This window comes from Mesorhizobium shangrilense (genome assembly GCF_028826155.1).
GTDB classification, from domain to species: Bacteria; Pseudomonadota; Alphaproteobacteria; order Rhizobiales; family Rhizobiaceae; genus Arvimicrobium; species Arvimicrobium flavum.
Genome location: NZ_JAQGPN010000001.1, coordinates 244,162 through 258,662 on the forward strand (window position 1 = coordinate 244,162; position 14,501 = coordinate 258,662).

Annotated in this window: 16 protein-coding genes and 1 tRNA gene; 9 read left to right on the forward strand and 8 right to left on the reverse strand. The window is 60.5% G+C overall.

Annotated elements, in window-relative coordinates:
* Entirely contained in the window at window positions 1-222 is a 222-nt protein-coding gene (locus tag PD284_RS01190; RefSeq protein ID WP_274626411.1) for a DUF2274 domain-containing protein, read from the forward strand.
* A 226-nt stretch (window positions 223-448) separates the two neighbouring features.
* Here PD284_RS01190 and PD284_RS01195 read toward each other — a convergent pair whose 3' ends face one another.
* The 4 genes from PD284_RS01195 to PD284_RS01210 form a co-directional block, all read right to left on the reverse strand.
* Window positions 449-1,099 (reverse strand): HNH endonuclease family protein, encoded by a 651-nt coding sequence (locus PD284_RS01195; protein ID WP_274626412.1) that lies wholly within the window; start codon window positions 1,097-1,099, stop codon window positions 449-451.
* On the reverse strand, window positions 1,075-2,184 hold the full coding sequence (locus PD284_RS01200) for a DUF262 domain-containing protein (RefSeq protein WP_274626413.1): 1,110 nt from the start codon (window positions 2,182-2,184) through the stop codon (window positions 1,075-1,077). Before PD284_RS01200 ends, PD284_RS01195 begins: the two co-directional genes overlap by 25 nt.
* Before the next feature lie 213 nt (window positions 2,185-2,397).
* Window positions 2,398-2,949: an SLATT domain-containing protein gene (locus PD284_RS01205; protein WP_274626414.1), complete on the reverse strand. Its 552-nt coding sequence runs from the start codon at window positions 2,947-2,949 to the stop codon at window positions 2,398-2,400.
* Window positions 2,904-3,794: an SMODS domain-containing nucleotidyltransferase gene (locus tag PD284_RS01210; RefSeq protein WP_274626415.1), complete on the reverse strand. Its 891-nt coding sequence runs from the start codon at window positions 3,792-3,794 to the stop codon at window positions 2,904-2,906. Before PD284_RS01210 ends, PD284_RS01205 begins: the two co-directional genes overlap by 46 nt.
* Before the next feature lie 456 nt (window positions 3,795-4,250).
* On the opposite strand from PD284_RS01210, the gene PD284_RS01215 reads away from it, so the two are divergent.
* The 5 genes from PD284_RS01215 to PD284_RS01235 all read left to right on the forward strand — a co-directional run bounded on the left by PD284_RS01215 (window position 4,251) and on the right by PD284_RS01235 (window position 9,059).
* Window positions 4,251-6,131, forward strand: coding sequence for a P-loop NTPase fold protein (locus PD284_RS01215; RefSeq protein ID WP_338036631.1), 1,881 nt, complete (start codon window positions 4,251-4,253; stop codon window positions 6,129-6,131).
* Between the two features lie 210 nt (window positions 6,132-6,341).
* A complete protein-coding gene (locus PD284_RS01220) occupies window positions 6,342-6,659 on the forward strand; it encodes a hypothetical protein (protein WP_274626417.1) in 318 nt (105 codons plus the stop codon).
* Window positions 6,656-7,009, forward strand: a complete 354-nt coding sequence (locus PD284_RS01225) for a toxin-antitoxin system TumE family protein (RefSeq protein ID WP_274626418.1) — start codon at window positions 6,656-6,658, stop codon at window positions 7,007-7,009. Before PD284_RS01220 ends, PD284_RS01225 begins: the two co-directional genes overlap by 4 nt.
* Window positions 7,006-7,404, forward strand: a complete 399-nt coding sequence (locus tag PD284_RS01230) for an HVO_A0114 family putative DNA-binding protein (protein ID WP_274626419.1) — start codon at window positions 7,006-7,008, stop codon at window positions 7,402-7,404. Before PD284_RS01225 ends, PD284_RS01230 begins: the two co-directional genes overlap by 4 nt.
* Entirely contained in the window at window positions 7,401-9,059 is a 1,659-nt protein-coding gene (locus PD284_RS01235; protein ID WP_274626420.1) for a recombinase family protein, read from the forward strand. Before PD284_RS01230 ends, PD284_RS01235 begins: the two co-directional genes overlap by 4 nt.
* Here PD284_RS01235 and PD284_RS01240 read toward each other — a convergent pair.
* Both PD284_RS01240 and PD284_RS01245 read right to left on the reverse strand, forming a co-directional pair.
* Window positions 9,030-9,106: transfer RNA gene (locus PD284_RS01240), tRNA-Arg, on the reverse strand. The two genes, PD284_RS01235 and PD284_RS01240, sit on opposite strands and share 30 nt — an antisense overlap.
* A gap of 166 nt (window positions 9,107-9,272) precedes the next feature.
* Window positions 9,273-10,256: a D-alanyl-D-alanine carboxypeptidase family protein gene (locus PD284_RS01245; protein WP_274630507.1), complete on the reverse strand. Its 984-nt coding sequence runs from the start codon at window positions 10,254-10,256 to the stop codon at window positions 9,273-9,275.
* Between the two features lie 260 nt (window positions 10,257-10,516).
* Here PD284_RS01245 and PD284_RS01250 point away from each other — a divergent pair, with 260 nt between their 5' ends.
* From PD284_RS01250 to PD284_RS01260, 3 genes are all read left to right on the forward strand, one after another.
* Window positions 10,517-11,614, forward strand: a complete 1,098-nt coding sequence (locus PD284_RS01250) for a hypothetical protein (RefSeq protein WP_274626421.1) — start codon at window positions 10,517-10,519, stop codon at window positions 11,612-11,614.
* Window positions 11,615-11,709: 95 nt separating this feature from the next.
* Window positions 11,710-12,318, forward strand: a complete 609-nt coding sequence (locus tag PD284_RS01255; protein WP_274626422.1) for a nucleoside triphosphate hydrolase — start codon at window positions 11,710-11,712, stop codon at window positions 12,316-12,318.
* Window positions 12,319-12,448: 130 nt separating this feature from the next.
* Window positions 12,449-13,153, forward strand: coding sequence for a glutathione S-transferase N-terminal domain-containing protein (locus PD284_RS01260; RefSeq protein ID WP_274626423.1), 705 nt, complete (start codon window positions 12,449-12,451; stop codon window positions 13,151-13,153).
* An 18-nt stretch (window positions 13,154-13,171) separates the two neighbouring features.
* On the opposite strand, the gene PD284_RS01265 is transcribed toward PD284_RS01260, so the two are convergent.
* Window positions 13,172-13,606 (reverse strand): hypothetical protein, encoded by a 435-nt coding sequence (locus PD284_RS01265; protein WP_274626424.1) that lies wholly within the window; start codon window positions 13,604-13,606, stop codon window positions 13,172-13,174.
* Window positions 13,607-13,717: 111 nt separating this feature from the next.
* Window positions 13,718-14,332, reverse strand: a complete 615-nt coding sequence (locus PD284_RS01270; protein ID WP_274626425.1) for a transglutaminase-like cysteine peptidase — start codon at window positions 14,330-14,332, stop codon at window positions 13,718-13,720.
* Window positions 14,333-14,501: the final 169 nt, after the last annotated feature.

Genomic DNA, 14,501 nt, shown 5'->3' on the forward strand with positions numbered 1-14,501 from the left:
ATGATCAAGCTGAAACTCGGCCCGCTGCCCGACGACAAGCCCGTCAAGGTGACGGTGGAGTTGCCTGCGCCGCTTCACCGCGATCTGGTCGCCTATGCCGAGGTGCTGGCCCGCGAGAGCGGCCAGCCTGTAACCGATCCCGTCAGGCTGATCGTGCCCATGCTGGAGCGGTTCATCGCCACGGATCGAGGGTTTGCCAAAGCACGACGCGGCGCAAGTTAATTCTGGCTGGTTTCGACGCAATTTCGGTCGCTCTTGGTCGTTTGGGAGTTGCCGAAAGCTGCCGTTCGTGCTGCGCCTAAGGGCCATTGTAGGAGATCGAAGACAAGGCCAATGTGTTCTGCTGCTAATCTGTGAATGGCCACAGACCAAGGCGCCCAAGCACGCCAGCGTTTTATCGGGGGCTGCCGTCCTGGATGTGGGCGTCACCGCGGACGTCAGGCCGGAGTCATTTAGAATTCCGCCAATTCTCAAAAACATCTTCTAAACGCCAGTCTTTTGCCAAGCGCCGCAATGCAACTTTCTGGCGCTCTTCAATGTCTGCCGGCGTCCATGTCGAATAGGCCCGCACCTCGTTAGTCAGGGTGAATGCGCAGGAATTTCCAGGCGCGAAGTACTGGTTCTTTTTGATATCAAACTCGAAATTTCGGGCTGCCGCGTTTTTTCGAAAGTTAAGCAGCACAAGATTTCCAAGGGTGTGAAGCCTAGAACTGTGCGCCTCGGGATCGGTAAACCATCTTGCCCACTGAGAATTGTCCGGGAGGGTCTGGGGGCATACGTGTTCGACCGAAATTGTCGGATAGTCGTAGATGGCCGACCCGTCCGTTGAGGCTTGTTCCAGCCGGAGCAAGATCGGCTTCACAACCCGCGTTGCGAGATACACATCACCGTCCAATCCGTTGAACAGGGCGAAGGCTTCCGCCTGGGTGAGGGTGAATCCTGTCGAGCGATCCTTCACACTGATCCTTGGCTTTGGCTCCGCAAGTGGTTCCAGTGCGTCCAGTACATCGGCATATCGCGACATACGCGCATTCACGTCCGCACGCACCATGAAGAGATAGTATGCCAGTCTCTCTAGCTGGAACACGATCTCGGGCACGTCATCCCGCTTCCCCTCGTTGTTCTGCCTGAGACAGAGTAAAAGTGGCGGAAGCCAGTCTTTGTTGTCCAGTCGATCCAGGGATCGCACGAGGTCGGCCGTCTGCGATCCAAACCTTTTTCTGAGCTCGGCGTCATTCTGCGACAGCGTGAAGGCGTCGGCATAGGGTTCGAGGACCTTGTCGCGAACCCGACGGGGTCTTGGCGAAAGATCGGGACCTGCTCAGGGAACCCGTTCTCAAGTGCGGAACGGGGTTTGTCGCGCTCGAAAATCATCCGAATATGTGTGAATAGATCGCTGAATTTTCCTCGTTCAAGGGCAACCTCGATGTCTTCCCATCGCTGGGAAAGGTGACGCTCTTTCAGCTCTCCCGCGCGCTCCAAGAGGTCGGCCTTGAGGATATCTGTCGCGGACAGGTCCATCCCTCGCGCGTTGAGCACCGTGAAGATGCGCCGAGCGGCGGTCTGGGTCGGGACCTCCACAACGACGAGGTAACAGCTCTGCAGGAGAAAACGCAAAAGCTCACTCCGCTTGTCTTCGCCCATTTCCACTAGCTTCGCGCGAATGATCGCAGCGTTTTCAATGATCCTGGCCTTCGCTCCGGACTGGCCGTGAGTCGACGGGAGGCTGTCGGTCGCCCTCCGCGTCTGAATGTGCTTCTCGAAGAAGGCTTGATCCTTCTGCCTCAGTTGCAGTCGCAACGCCTCGAGGATGCCTTCGTCCTCGTTGGCGACCTGCTTGATATAGGTCTCGCGGCTGGCTTGTTTCACGGGGTCTTCCGTCAAGTCGCGGATTACGCTGAAGAGGATCGTCAGCGTCGTCAGGCGCTGTTGCCCATCAACGATCCGCGAGTCCGGGCTCCCGTGCATTTTGACGAGAACGATGCTGCCCAGGAAATAAAACCCCTCTGACCGCGACTCCGGCCCCATGGCATCCAAAAGGTCCGCTAGGAGTTCTTCGACCTGGATAGTCTCCCACGCATAGGGGCGCTGATAGGCTGGGATCGTGAAGGCATAGTCCTTGGAGAACACCTCCGCGATCTTCTTGTGGGCGGCCTCAATGCGAAGCTGGGCAACATCCTGCATGATCAGTCCTTCAGGTTCGAGCTATTGGCTTGTGCGTCACGCTTCTCGAGCCGAGGTCAGGCAAGTTGCCGTCTCGCTCAGCCTCCATCGAAAAGTCTGTCTATCACATTCAGACCCCAATCAGCCGTTCAAGGTTAATTCGCAACTTCCGATACTGGTCCCTCGTTGTTCAGGACCGTGCGAACTGCTTTACCGTGGCGGTCGTAGCGGCTCTCATTTAGGCGTCGGCGGATGATCGACCGAAAAATCATAATGCCCTTCGGCGATTTTCCTTTGGGCTTCTTCGAAGGCCCACTCCGGCGGCGTGATGCTGCTGCTTCGCGCGACATCCATCCGATCCATCAACTCGGCCAAAGCATCTTCTGCCGCCTGCAGATCGCTCAATGTGGTGATATTTGCGGTGCGGCGAAAGCGATCCTGTAGCGCCTTATAATTCGCCGCCAGCCGCGAAATTTCATCCGCGCTGGTTTCGAACTTCAAGGCATCAGCTAGGGCCGGGAACAAGCTAGCGATGAATGCCAGAACGGCCACGATCCAATCGAATCCCCAATCCTGCAGAATCGAAAGACCGGCGATGCCCCCGATGACGATCGGCGCCGCCACGAAGAATTGCTTTTGCCGGCGGACCCGCCGAAGCCAAATGTAAAGCGTGGTGGAAGTGTATAGGCAGGATTCCTCCTGCCGTCGGCATTCCGCGATGATTGCCTTTCGGTGGTCTTCTATGAGACGTGTATCGGAATTCGATCCCCGAATATCTTCTGCCATTCTTCGCCCGCCGAGATCGTGTAATCGTTGTATTCATCCGCGCACGCCCGCAGAGCGCGATCGCGCGCGGTTTGCGCCCTCGATAGCCACGCATCCCCTAGATTTGTGGATTCAAAGGTGCCAGGGATGGTCAAGTTCGCCCAAGCCTTGTTGCATAGCCAGGCGAAGAAATCCCGCATGAACCAATCGTACCAATAGTAGTCGCGTTGCCGAAACTCGTAGGTCGTCATGAATTCGGCCACGAGCAACTCGACTTGGTAGGATTTCAGCGGCACGTTGCAATGCCGCTTCCACGTTTTGAGCATCTGCGCCATCGGCCGCACGTTACCGCTTGCGTTGCCATCTGCGGTATCGATGAAGGCGATCTCGGCTTGGGGATCGACGAGCTTCCATCGGCCGCCATCGTTCGTGTCCGGCATATAGAATCGGCCATAATCGTCGTATCGGAACGCCGGCACCACCTCTACGGTAATGGTATTAAAGCCGACGATAACCACTTGCCCATCGCCGCGTATGCTCGTTTGCGGGTAGGTGGTGAGAAGATGCCCGCGAACTTCTTGAAGCAACGCCGATTGCTTGTTGCCCTGATAGGTTTCGATCCGGTGGTAAACTTCGACGGGCAATTCAAAAAAGATATCGATATCGGTTGGCGGGGCGACGGCCGTTCCTTTGCCCCACGATCCTACGATGAACCCGCGCGGGCTTTCGGTGGATTCGTCGTAATACGCCCGGTGAAGCGATTTCCGCACGCCATGTTGCTTGCCCAAGCCATCATCGATCTGATCCTTGGATAAGTTCAAGTCTTCATGAAAGCGTTGGAACCGCTGCCGAACCCCAACCCACATACGAATCGCCCCTTGCTTGGGAAAGTATAGGCGGCGCAAGTTTTAGTTGCACCCGCCGGCTGGCAGCATTCCGCTATAACTTGCGGAAAACGGAGGAAACGAGTGGCCATTGCGGCGCGGATTCAGTGTCCACTGTTGATGGTTACTCGCTTCGCCCATTTGAGAGCGGATAGATGGATGGCTGCTTTCTCGAATATGACGCCACAAGCTGTCTATCCGTTATCCACCCCGAAGGAGATGGGCAGCACCCGACGCAATTGCGGTCATACGAGACGCAGCGTCGCGTTCCCGAGGTCGGTCGTTTAACGGGTTGAATTGCCGCGCCCGCCATCCGCATAGGACGTTTCATATCCTTGCTGTTCTATAAGATAACGCCCGAGCAATGCCATGGACCGAATGCCGTTAAAATCGAACAATGGGATGTGAAATCCATAATTTTGTCCTAGACCTTATCTCATGCGAAAATTACTGAGCCGTATCATAGGGAAGAAGAGCACTTTGGCAGAAGCTGACAAGCCGTTTGCACATGCCGGCCCAGATACTGCTCTCGCGAATTACCTCCGGTATTATTCAACCCTAGGGACTCCAGGGTACGCCGTTTTAGTGACAGGCCCCTGGGGGGTTGGTAAGACACACCAAGTGAAAGAGATTATACCGGAAGCCGAGCGCTATTTCGTGAGTCTTTACGGGCTCGATAGCGTGAATAGCATTCACGACGCAGTTCTAGCGGCGTGCCTTCCGAGCCTGAATGCAGGGGAATATGTATCTACCCTTGGTGAGGTAGGTAAAGCGATGGGCGACAAGTATGCGCTCGCGGGCTTCGCCAATAGCGTCTGGAACGCTTTTCTCCGGCAACGCTTGAAGCCAGATCGCACCATCATTTTCGATGACTTGGAGCGAAGCCCCCTCTGGGCCACTCAAACAAGCGAATTGCTTGGAGCTATCAATCATTACGTGGAACATCGCGGCTTCCGTGTCGTCGTGATCTGCCATGATGAACGCATTGCGGATGAGCTAGCCGAACTTAAAGAAAAGACATTCGGACATACGGTTCAGGCTGCACCGCAGACTGCGGCGGCATTCGACGCGTTCCTTGCTGATCTTCCAAGCCAAACCACCAGAACTTTCGTTACGGAGAGACGATCACTAATCGAAGAAATTTGGGCGCAGTCCGGTCAGTCGTCGCTGCGTATTCTCAAGCATGTCATCAACGACATTGCCCGGCTCAGTGCCACATTCGACCCAAGGCACCTTGCTAATCAGGATGCCATAGACCACGTTCTCCGGTTCTTCTGCGCCTTGGATATTGAGGTGCGCGCAGGGAGTTTGAACCGAGATTTATTGACCGGGCGTATGGAGCGATATGTCTCCGAGAGAATGAATCGTGATGCACCAGAAGAAGAGACGCCATTTAGTGCTATTGTTTCTCGATACGCGTCTTCCGACCTGACCGGAAAAATTCTGAGCGACGAGATCGTTGAGGCGACGCTTATCGAAGGTCGGTTTGATGCCGAGTTTATAACTGCGTGGCTGGACCAAACTCCGTACTTCATTAAAGCCTCAGATGCGGCGCCTTGGCTGATCGTAATGAAGCTTGATGAACTGGACGACGATATCCTCAACGAGGGCATTGTTCGGATGCAGAGGCAGTTTGATGAGCGCTCGGTGACGAACATGGGGGAGTTTCTGCACATAGCCGCCCTTCGCCTCATGATGGCTGAACAGAATGTTTCCGGTCGAAGCATGGAGGAAGAAACCAGCCTTAGCCTGAAATACATCGACGACCTGTTGTCCGATGGCCGACTTCCTGCCAAATCACTAGAGTACGACCCCTTGGAGCGACTGTTCAACGCCTATGGAGGATACGGCTATTGGGTCACTGATGCCGCAAGGCCGCATTTCGATACAATCTGCAAATATGTTGATCGTGCGCGGCACCTTGCATTAGAGGCTACCTATCCAGATCAAGCAACAGAGGTTTTGCGCCAGCTAAAGGAAGATCCGTCATCGATTTTCCAGACAATTTCACCGACCAACTATGGAACGAATACCCTCGCACACATTCCGATCCTGGCTCAAATACCACCGAAATCCTTTGTAGATGCTTGGATTGGCGGGCCACGAAACGGATGGCGGCAAACAACGATGGCGCTCGATAACCGCTATGAACATGGGCAGCTCGATCGACACCTGCGTGATGAGCGGCCTTGGCTGATCGAGCTTGAACGGGAAATGGATGCCCGCATAGATGCTGCGGCTGGGCTCGACGCCTTTCGTCTAAAACGCATCAAACCGAAGATATTCGACGAAGCGCGGCCAGCAAGCGAACCTCAGTGACCGTCTGAACACGAGTCCGCATTCTAAGATTCCTCTCCAAAAGCCGCCAGTCCGCAAGCCACCCCAAACTGGCCCTATGTCTGAACTTCAGGGTGCCGCCAGCGCATCACCGCAAATGCGGCACGCTACAGGCCGTCGACTGCCCTCCATGGTTCGCCTAATTCCGGGGCTTATAGCGCCCCGGAATCCACTAGAACCAAGGAGGATTCCATGTGCGCAGAGCGCCGCCGCGCCCGCAAAGGGCGACCGCGACAGTCGATCCCTGAACCACTTCCCGACGATCTGTTCGATTACGCCGACGACCCCACGCCGGACGGCAGGGCACGAGCTGCCGATGCGCCACTTCTCGGCCCGGACGGCCAGAGGATGCGCGTCACCGACGATTGGCCCGAGGACATTCCCGTCACCGAGGCCGAGATCGACGTGTTCGAGCGTTGGTTCGGCGATGTGTTCGACGAACTCCTGAACCCGAGGAAGCCGAATGACGGCTTGCAGTCCCTATCACAAACTGATAGGAAAAGGTCGTGAGCGCGGATCGTGATCCGGGTCTCGACACACTTCTGGACCTTGATGGACAGATGCTTTTTGTCGATCCCGAGGGCGGTCATTGGGTGAAGTTCGTCGTCACCCGCGTTCCGGCATCGCCGGAAAAGCCGCACGGCGTCGACTACTCGCTCACGCTTCACGGGCCTTCGGGCGAGCGACTGGTCGGCTTTGATAACGCCCATCCGGTCGGCCGAGGCAGACGCGGCGAGCCGATGGACCATCGGCACCGCCTCCAGACCGTGAAGCCCTACGCCTACGAGGATGCGGCCACGCTGCTGGCCGACTTCTGGCAGGCAGTGGACGCGGTATTGAAGGAGCGAGGTGTAAGATGACCACCCTGAAAGTCGGGATTGCCGACTACGAAGAAATGAAGGCCCGTACCATGCGGATCGCTAAAGGTGAGGAAAAGCCTGCGCCCAGCGATCCGAAGGTGTGGTTCACCTCGACCGAATCCTTTGCCAAGGTGCTGTCGGCCGGGAACCGCGAGTTGCTGCGCATCATTGCCGAGAAAGCCCCGGCGTCGCTGGAGGAACTGGCAGAAATCACCGGACGGGCCGGCTCCAATCTCTCACGCACCCTGAAAACCATGGAGAGCTACGGCCTTGTGCGGTTTGAGCCGGGCCACGGCCGCAGGCTTGCGCCCAAGGTGGTGCATGACCGTGTAGAGCTGGCGTTACCCCTGATAGACCGCCCAAAGGCGAAGAAGGCCATGGGAGACCGAGCATGAACATGCACAGCCCAACTACTACCGCCCGCGCTGCGCTCTACCTGCGGGTCTCGACCGCCCGGCAGGCCGAGCATGATATTTCCATTCCTGACCAGAAGCGGCAGGGAGAAGCCTATTGCGAGCAACGCGGCTATCAGCTCGTTGAAACCTATGTCGAGCCGGGCGCCACCGCCACCAACGACAAGCGTCCCGAATTCCAGCGCATGATCGAGGCGGGCACGTCCAAGCCCGCACCCTTCGATGTAGTCGTGGTGCATAGCTTCTCGCGTTTCTTCCGCGATCACTTCGAGATGGAGTTCTACGTTCGCAAGCTGGCGAAGAACGGCGTCAAGCTCGTGTCCATCACGCAGGAGATGGGGGATGACCCCATGCACCAGATGATGCGGCAGATCATGGCGCTGTTCGACGAATACCAGTCCAAGGAGAACGCCAAGCACGTCCTGCGCGCCATGAACGAGAATGCCCGGCAAGGTTTCTGGAACGGCGCTCGGCCACCCATCGGCTATCGCATCGTCGCGGCCGAGCAGCGCGGATCGAAGATCAAGAAGAAGCTGGAGATTGACCCGTTGCACGCCGACACCGTGCGGCTGATCTATCGGCTCTATCTTGAAGGTGACGGCACATCCGGCGCAATGGGCGTCAAGGCTATTGCCACTTATCTCAACGAGCGCGGCTTCTTCACCCGTGATGGTGGCAAATGGGGTCTCGCGCAAATCCACGCCATCCTGACCCGGACCACCTATATCGGCGAGCATAGGTTCAACACACGCTCGCACAAGAGCCGGGAGAAGAAGCCGGAGAGCGAGGTCGCCATCATGGCGGTGCCGCCCCTGATCGAGCGCGAGATATTCGACGCTGTGCAAGCGCGTTTGAAGTCGCGCGATCCTTTGGTAACGCCGGCCCGCGTATCCAGCGGCCCCACCCTGCTGACAGGCATTTGCTTCTGCGCCAAGTGCGGAGGCGCCATGACGCTACGCACTGGAAAGGGAAGCGCTGGGCAGACATACCGATATTACACCTGCTCGACCAAAGCACGGCAGGGTAAGACCGGCTGCAAGGGGCGAGCGATTCCGATGGGCAAACTGGATCATCTCGTCGCCGATCACATTGGGGATCGCCTTCTCCAGCCCAAACGGCTGGAAACCGTCCTCGCCAGCGTCATTGACAGCCGGCAGGAGCGCACCGAGCGCCGCCGCGAGCATCTTGCCGAGCTGAACCGGCGAATCACGGATGCTGACCAACGGCTCGGCCGTCTCTACGACGCCATCGAAGCAGGTATGGTGGACAAGGACGACGCGATCGCGAAGGAACGCATGACAAGCCTCAAGGCATTGCGGGATCAAGCCGCAGCCGACGCCGAGCGCACGCAGCTCGCGCTCGACAGTTCAGGCAATCAGGGCGTCACTCCCGACATGCTCAAGGGCTTCGCTCGCAAGGCCCGCGAACGTATACGCCTCGACGATGGCGGCTATCGGCGCGACCATCTGCGCGCTTTAGCGCAGCGCGTCGAGGTCGCCGACGATGAGGTTCGCATCAAGGGATCAAAGTCGGAACTGCTGCGAACGCTGGTCGCCGCTTCAAGCGTAGAAACGGCAGCGTTCGACGTTCATAGTTCTGTACTGAAATGGCGCACCCGACAGGATTCGAACCTGTGACCTCTGCCTTCGGAGGGCAGCACTCTATCCAGCTGAGCTACGGGTGCACGCCGACGGGATGAACCGCCGGAGCGGTTCGCGCGGGGCGAACCGATGCGGTTCATAGCCGAAGCTGCGGCACGCTTCAACCGATAAGGAGACTGTGCAGCTCTCCTGATGCAGAGATCATAGTTTCAAAAGGCCTGCACCCTACTTCTGTTGATCCCGGCTAGCCTAGGATCTGTCGGCGGCGTCTTCCGCGCCCTCGGTGGGCAAGGCGGCGTCTGGCGCGATGGGACCGGCGGCCTGCGGCGCAGCCGGCGCGCCGACGCCAGGGAGGTCTTCGTCGACAGGCTGCTCGACGGGCTGCTCGACAGCCGGCGGGATCGCCGGGGCAGCGACGGTCGTCGGCGGCGCCCCGCGCCCTGCCGACGGCAGATAGCGCTCGATCAGTTCCTCGACATGGGCGTCGCGTTCGCGCCCGCTCTTGCCGCCCATGACGACGACAACCAGACGCCTGCCGCCACGGCCGACCGAGGTCACGATGTTGTAGCCGGAGGCGCGGATATAACCCGTCTTGATGCCGTCGACGCCCTCGACACGGCCGAGCAGCCTGTTGTGGCCTTTGACGCTGCGCCCGCGATAGGCGAAGCTTCTGGCGGAAAACTCGTCGAAATGGTGCGGAAAGCGCTTCTTCAGCGCGATGCCGAGCAGCGCCATGTCGCGCGCCGTCGTGCGCTGGCCGTCGTCGGGCAGGCCCGATGCGTTGCGGAACACCGTGTTGGACATGCCGAGCTGGCGCGCCCTGGCGGTCATCATCGCGGCAAAACGATCCTCGCTGCCGCCGCCCAGAAATTCGCCGACGGCGGCCGCCACGTCATTGGCGGATTTCACGGTGAGCGCGTCGATGGCCGTGTCCACATCGATGGTCGAGCCGCGCTTCAGGCCGAGCTTGCTCGGCGGCTGCGAGGCGGCATGCGCCGAAACCGGAATAGCCGTGGAGCGCGACACGCGGCCGGAATCGAGCGCCTCGAACAGCATGTAGAGGGTCATCATCTTGGTGAGCGAGGCCGGGTAGCGGGCGGCATTGGCGTGCGCCTGATACATGGTGCGCCCGCTGTTCCCGTCGACCACGATCGCCGCGTATTTCTCGGATGTCAGCGGCGGGGGCGGCGGCACATGCAGCGCCTCGGTCGCCGTCGTGCAGGCGGCGAGCATGGTGACCAGCCCGAAGACCGCCAGCGAGCGGACGAAGGCCGTGAGGGAAAGGAAGGTGCGCCGCTGCAAACCAGGCCCGCCTATGAACAGAGTGCGGCGTGTCCCCCGCCACAAATGCGAATGCGGCCGCTTTTAGCGCACTTCGCCTTGCCAGTCCATTTACGACGACGTTTACGAAAGCGGCGGTGGGGCCCTGGGCGGCTTGCGCGGAGACCCGCGGGGAGCTACCCCAAAATCGAGATGCCGGGGAGGTTTTTTTCATGGATACGATCAGCTTTGCCGCTGCGGGGATTTCCGTTTCGGTCGATCTCAGGATCGGCCATATCGCTGACCTGACGATCCGGACGGACGGACGCGAACTGAAACCGCTGCATCGCGCCCCCTGGATCGACGAGCCGGAGGCCGCCCTGCCGGATTCGCTGCCGCAAGGCACGCGGTGGCTGTCCGGCGACTTCCTCTGCGCGCCCTTCTCGGCCAGCGACGTGGAGCCGGCCCCGCTGCACGGCTGGCCGGCGAACAGCCGCTGGCATCCGGTCGAGAGCGCGGCCATCCCCGGCGGCTGGCGGGCGCGGCTGAGACTCGAGAAGACGGTGATGGGCGCGACCGTCGAGAAGATCCTGACGCTGCGCGACGGGCATCCCTTCCTCTATCAGGAACACGCCTTCATCGGCGGTGCAGGCGAACTGCCGGCCGCCCACCATCCAATGACCGTGATGAAGACCGGCGGACGCATCGCCTATTCGCCGAAGCGGCTGGCCTTGACCCCGGGCGCGTCGCTGGAGCCCGATCCGGCGCGCGGGCGCTACGTGCTCGCCTATCCCGCAAAAACCACCGATCTCACCGCGTTCCCCCGGACGGATGGCGGCGTCTATGACCTGACCCGCTATCCCGCCGACGGCGCTGCCGAGGATTTTATCGTCCTGGTCGAGGCCGATCATGCCGGGCCGGGCTGGACGGCTGTCGCGCGCGCGGCGGAATCCGACCTCTTCCTGGTGCTGAAGAATCCGGCCGAGCTGCCGGTCACCATGCTGTGGATCAGCAATGGCGGACGGGACTACGCGCCGTGGAACGGCCGCCACAGGGGCGTGCTTGGCATCGAGGACGGACGCACCGCCGTCGGGCATGCGGCCTCGCTGGGCGACAATACGCTCAAGGCGCTCGGCGTGCCGACCAGTTTCAGCCTGAGATCCGGCGGCGCCGTCACCTTTCGGCACGTGCTGGGCGGATTGCCGCTGCAGTCGGGCAGCGATGCGCCGCGAGACGTCGCGACAGAACCGGACTTGCTGCGGGCCTCGTTCCCGGACGGCCGGACGGCGTCCGTGCCGTTCGACGGCGCTTTCCTGGATGGCGTGGGCTAGGCGACATCCGCTCGCACCGGCTGGCTCCTGCCCGAGCCAACCCGGTTGCACAGGCGGAGCCACTTGCTAAACTGACCGTTCACAGGGTCGCACAGATGTCGGAAATCTCTCATCTTGCAGCGGCGATCTTCCGGCGTGGGGCAAACACCCGGCGCATCATCGTCGCGATCGCCGGAGCGCCGGGGTCCGGCAAGTCGACGCTGGCCGAAGAGGTTGCGGCGCTGCTTCCCGAGGGGAGCGCCGCCGTCGTGCCGATGGACGGCTTCCACTACGACGACGGCGTGCTGGACCAGCTCGGCTGGCGCCAGCGCAAGGGCGCGCCGGAGACCTTCGACCTCGACGGCTATGCGAGCCTGCTGAGACGGCTGAAGGCGGCTGATTCAGACGTGGCTGTGCCGATCTTCGACCGCACGATGGAACTGTCGCGCGCAGCGGCCGCGATCGTGCCGAAGGAGACGAAGTTCATACTCACCGAGGGCAACTACCTGCTGCTCGACGAGACGCCCTGGGACCGGCTCGCGCCGCTGTTCGACTTCACCATCTTCGTCGACGTCCCCCGCGACGAACTGGAGCGGCGGCTCATCCAGCGCTGGCTCGACCATGGGCGCACGCCGGAAGACGGCCGCGCCTGGGTGGACAGCAACGACCTGCCGAATGTCGACCGCGTGATCAACAAGCGGCGCGGGGCCGATCTGGTGGTCTGAGGACAATGGTGTGACTGGCGAACCGTCGGCGCCATGCTTGACCGCTCGCGGGCGCATTGAAGTCGGCCGGGAACTGTCCTAACTGCCCCTGAGCCCTGTCTTTGCGCATTCGCCCGAGGATTTTTCCCAGATGACCAAGCTTTCCGACTTCGCCATCGCCAAACACTGGCCGGCACAGCACCCAGACCGCATCCAGCTCTATTCCTGGCCGACGCCGAACGGCGTGAAGGTCTCGATCGCGCTGGAGGAGATGGGGCTCGCCTACGAGGCGCACGGCGTCAACATCGGCAGGAACGAGACCTGGACGGACGACTTCCTCGAACTCAACCCGAACGGCAAGATTCCCGCGATCATCGACCCGAACGGTCCGGGCGGGCAGGCGTTGCCGCTGTTCGAATCCGGCGCCATCCTCGTCTATCTCGCCGAAAAATCCGGCAAGCTCATCTCGAAGGACCCGGCCCGGCGCTACGAGACGCTGCAGTGGATGTTCTTCCAGACCGGCCATATCGGACCGATGTTCGGGCAGGTCGGCTTCTTCCACAAATTCGCCGGCCGCGAATATGAGGACAAGCGCCCGCTGCACCGCTACCGCGACGAATCCATCCGCCTCCTCGGCGTGCTCGAGAAACGCCTGCAAGACCGTCCGTGGCTGATGGGCGACGAATACTCCATCGCAGACGTGCAGATATTCCCCTGGGTGCGCAACATGCGCGGCTTCTACGATGCCGGCGAACTGCTCGGCCTCCACAATTTCCCGAAGACGTACGAATGGGTCGATCGCGCAGCCGCGCGGCCGGCATCGATACGGGGGCTGGAGATTCCGCCCAGAAGCTGAGGCGCGAGCCGACGGGCCTCAACTCTTCGGCGCCGTCTTGCCCCGCGGCTTCTTGGCGGAGGACACCACGGAGGCGGCCATTGCGGCGGCGCTCTTGGCCGTCCTGGTCACCTTGCGGATAACCTTCTTGGCCATCGAAGGCTCGTTGCTCTTTGCAGCCGCCTTCGGCGCTGCAGCCTTCTTGCCGCTTGATGCAGGCTTCGCCGCCTTGGCGGGCGCGGCAGCAGCTTTCGCCGCAGGCTTCTTGGCCGCGGCCGCCTTGGAGGATGCTGGCTTGGCAGCGGGTGATTTGGCAGCGGCAGGCTTCTGAGCAGACGCCGCCTTGGCTGCGCTCTTGGCCGCCGGCTTGGCTGCCGGCTTGGCGGCATCCTTGGAGCGTTCGGCCAGCGCCGCGCCAGCCCCGGATTTCGCAGTCGAGGATTTCGCAGTCGAGGATTTCGATACCTTCGCCATGTTGGGTTCCCTCGGTTGTCGACACGCAACGTGAACGCAAACGGGAACCGAAACATTCGGTTCCAAACCCAGCCAACCGGCCAGCGGCCGCGTTGGCCTTCCTCGCGACGGTCAGTGGCTGACCGAACCGACCAGCGTCTGGCTGCCGTCCTGGATCGAAACCCAGCGACCGGTATTCTCCGAAGCCTGCCGCTTCAGGTAGCGGTAGTCTGTGCGGTCCCACTGCAGGACCTTGGTGTTCAGATTGTCGAGAATGAAATCGCCCTTGTCGGTGCGCACGGTCAGGACGGCGTGGCCCTCGCCATCGCTCTTGCGCACGACCGTGAGCAAGAGATTGGAGAGCGAGATGCCACGCTCACTCAGCTCGCGACGCTTCTCGAGCGCGTAGTCCTCGCAATCGCCTACCCCGTCGGGATAGGCCCAGACTTCATCCTTGCCGTAGATGTCGAAATCATTCATCGCCTCGACGGCCTGGTTGACCGCCTCGTTGATGCTGACGATCTGCTCCCAGATGACTTCGGTCAGCTGCAGCGGTCTCTGGTCGCGCGGCTTGACGGCGCATTCCTCAGGAGCCTCGCGGCAGAACTCGTAGTGACCGATGGGCTGGGACGTGAGGCCGCCGACGACCATGGAGCCCGCCCCGGCCGAGGTCGCCGTCGTTGCGGCCGCAATAAGCGCCACACCGATCACAATCTGCGCACACCGCCGTTTCAGTGACGATATCATCGTCAGCCGCCCTGCCCTTAACGTTTTGTCGTTGTTAACGAAGCGTTAAATATTTGTCGGCTGCTGTCAATTTCGGTGAACCCGCAATCTGCGCAAATGGTTTACGCGCGCGATCAACGCCCGCATCAGGTGTCATTCTTGCAACAGAAAACGCGGCCCCGAGCGCCTT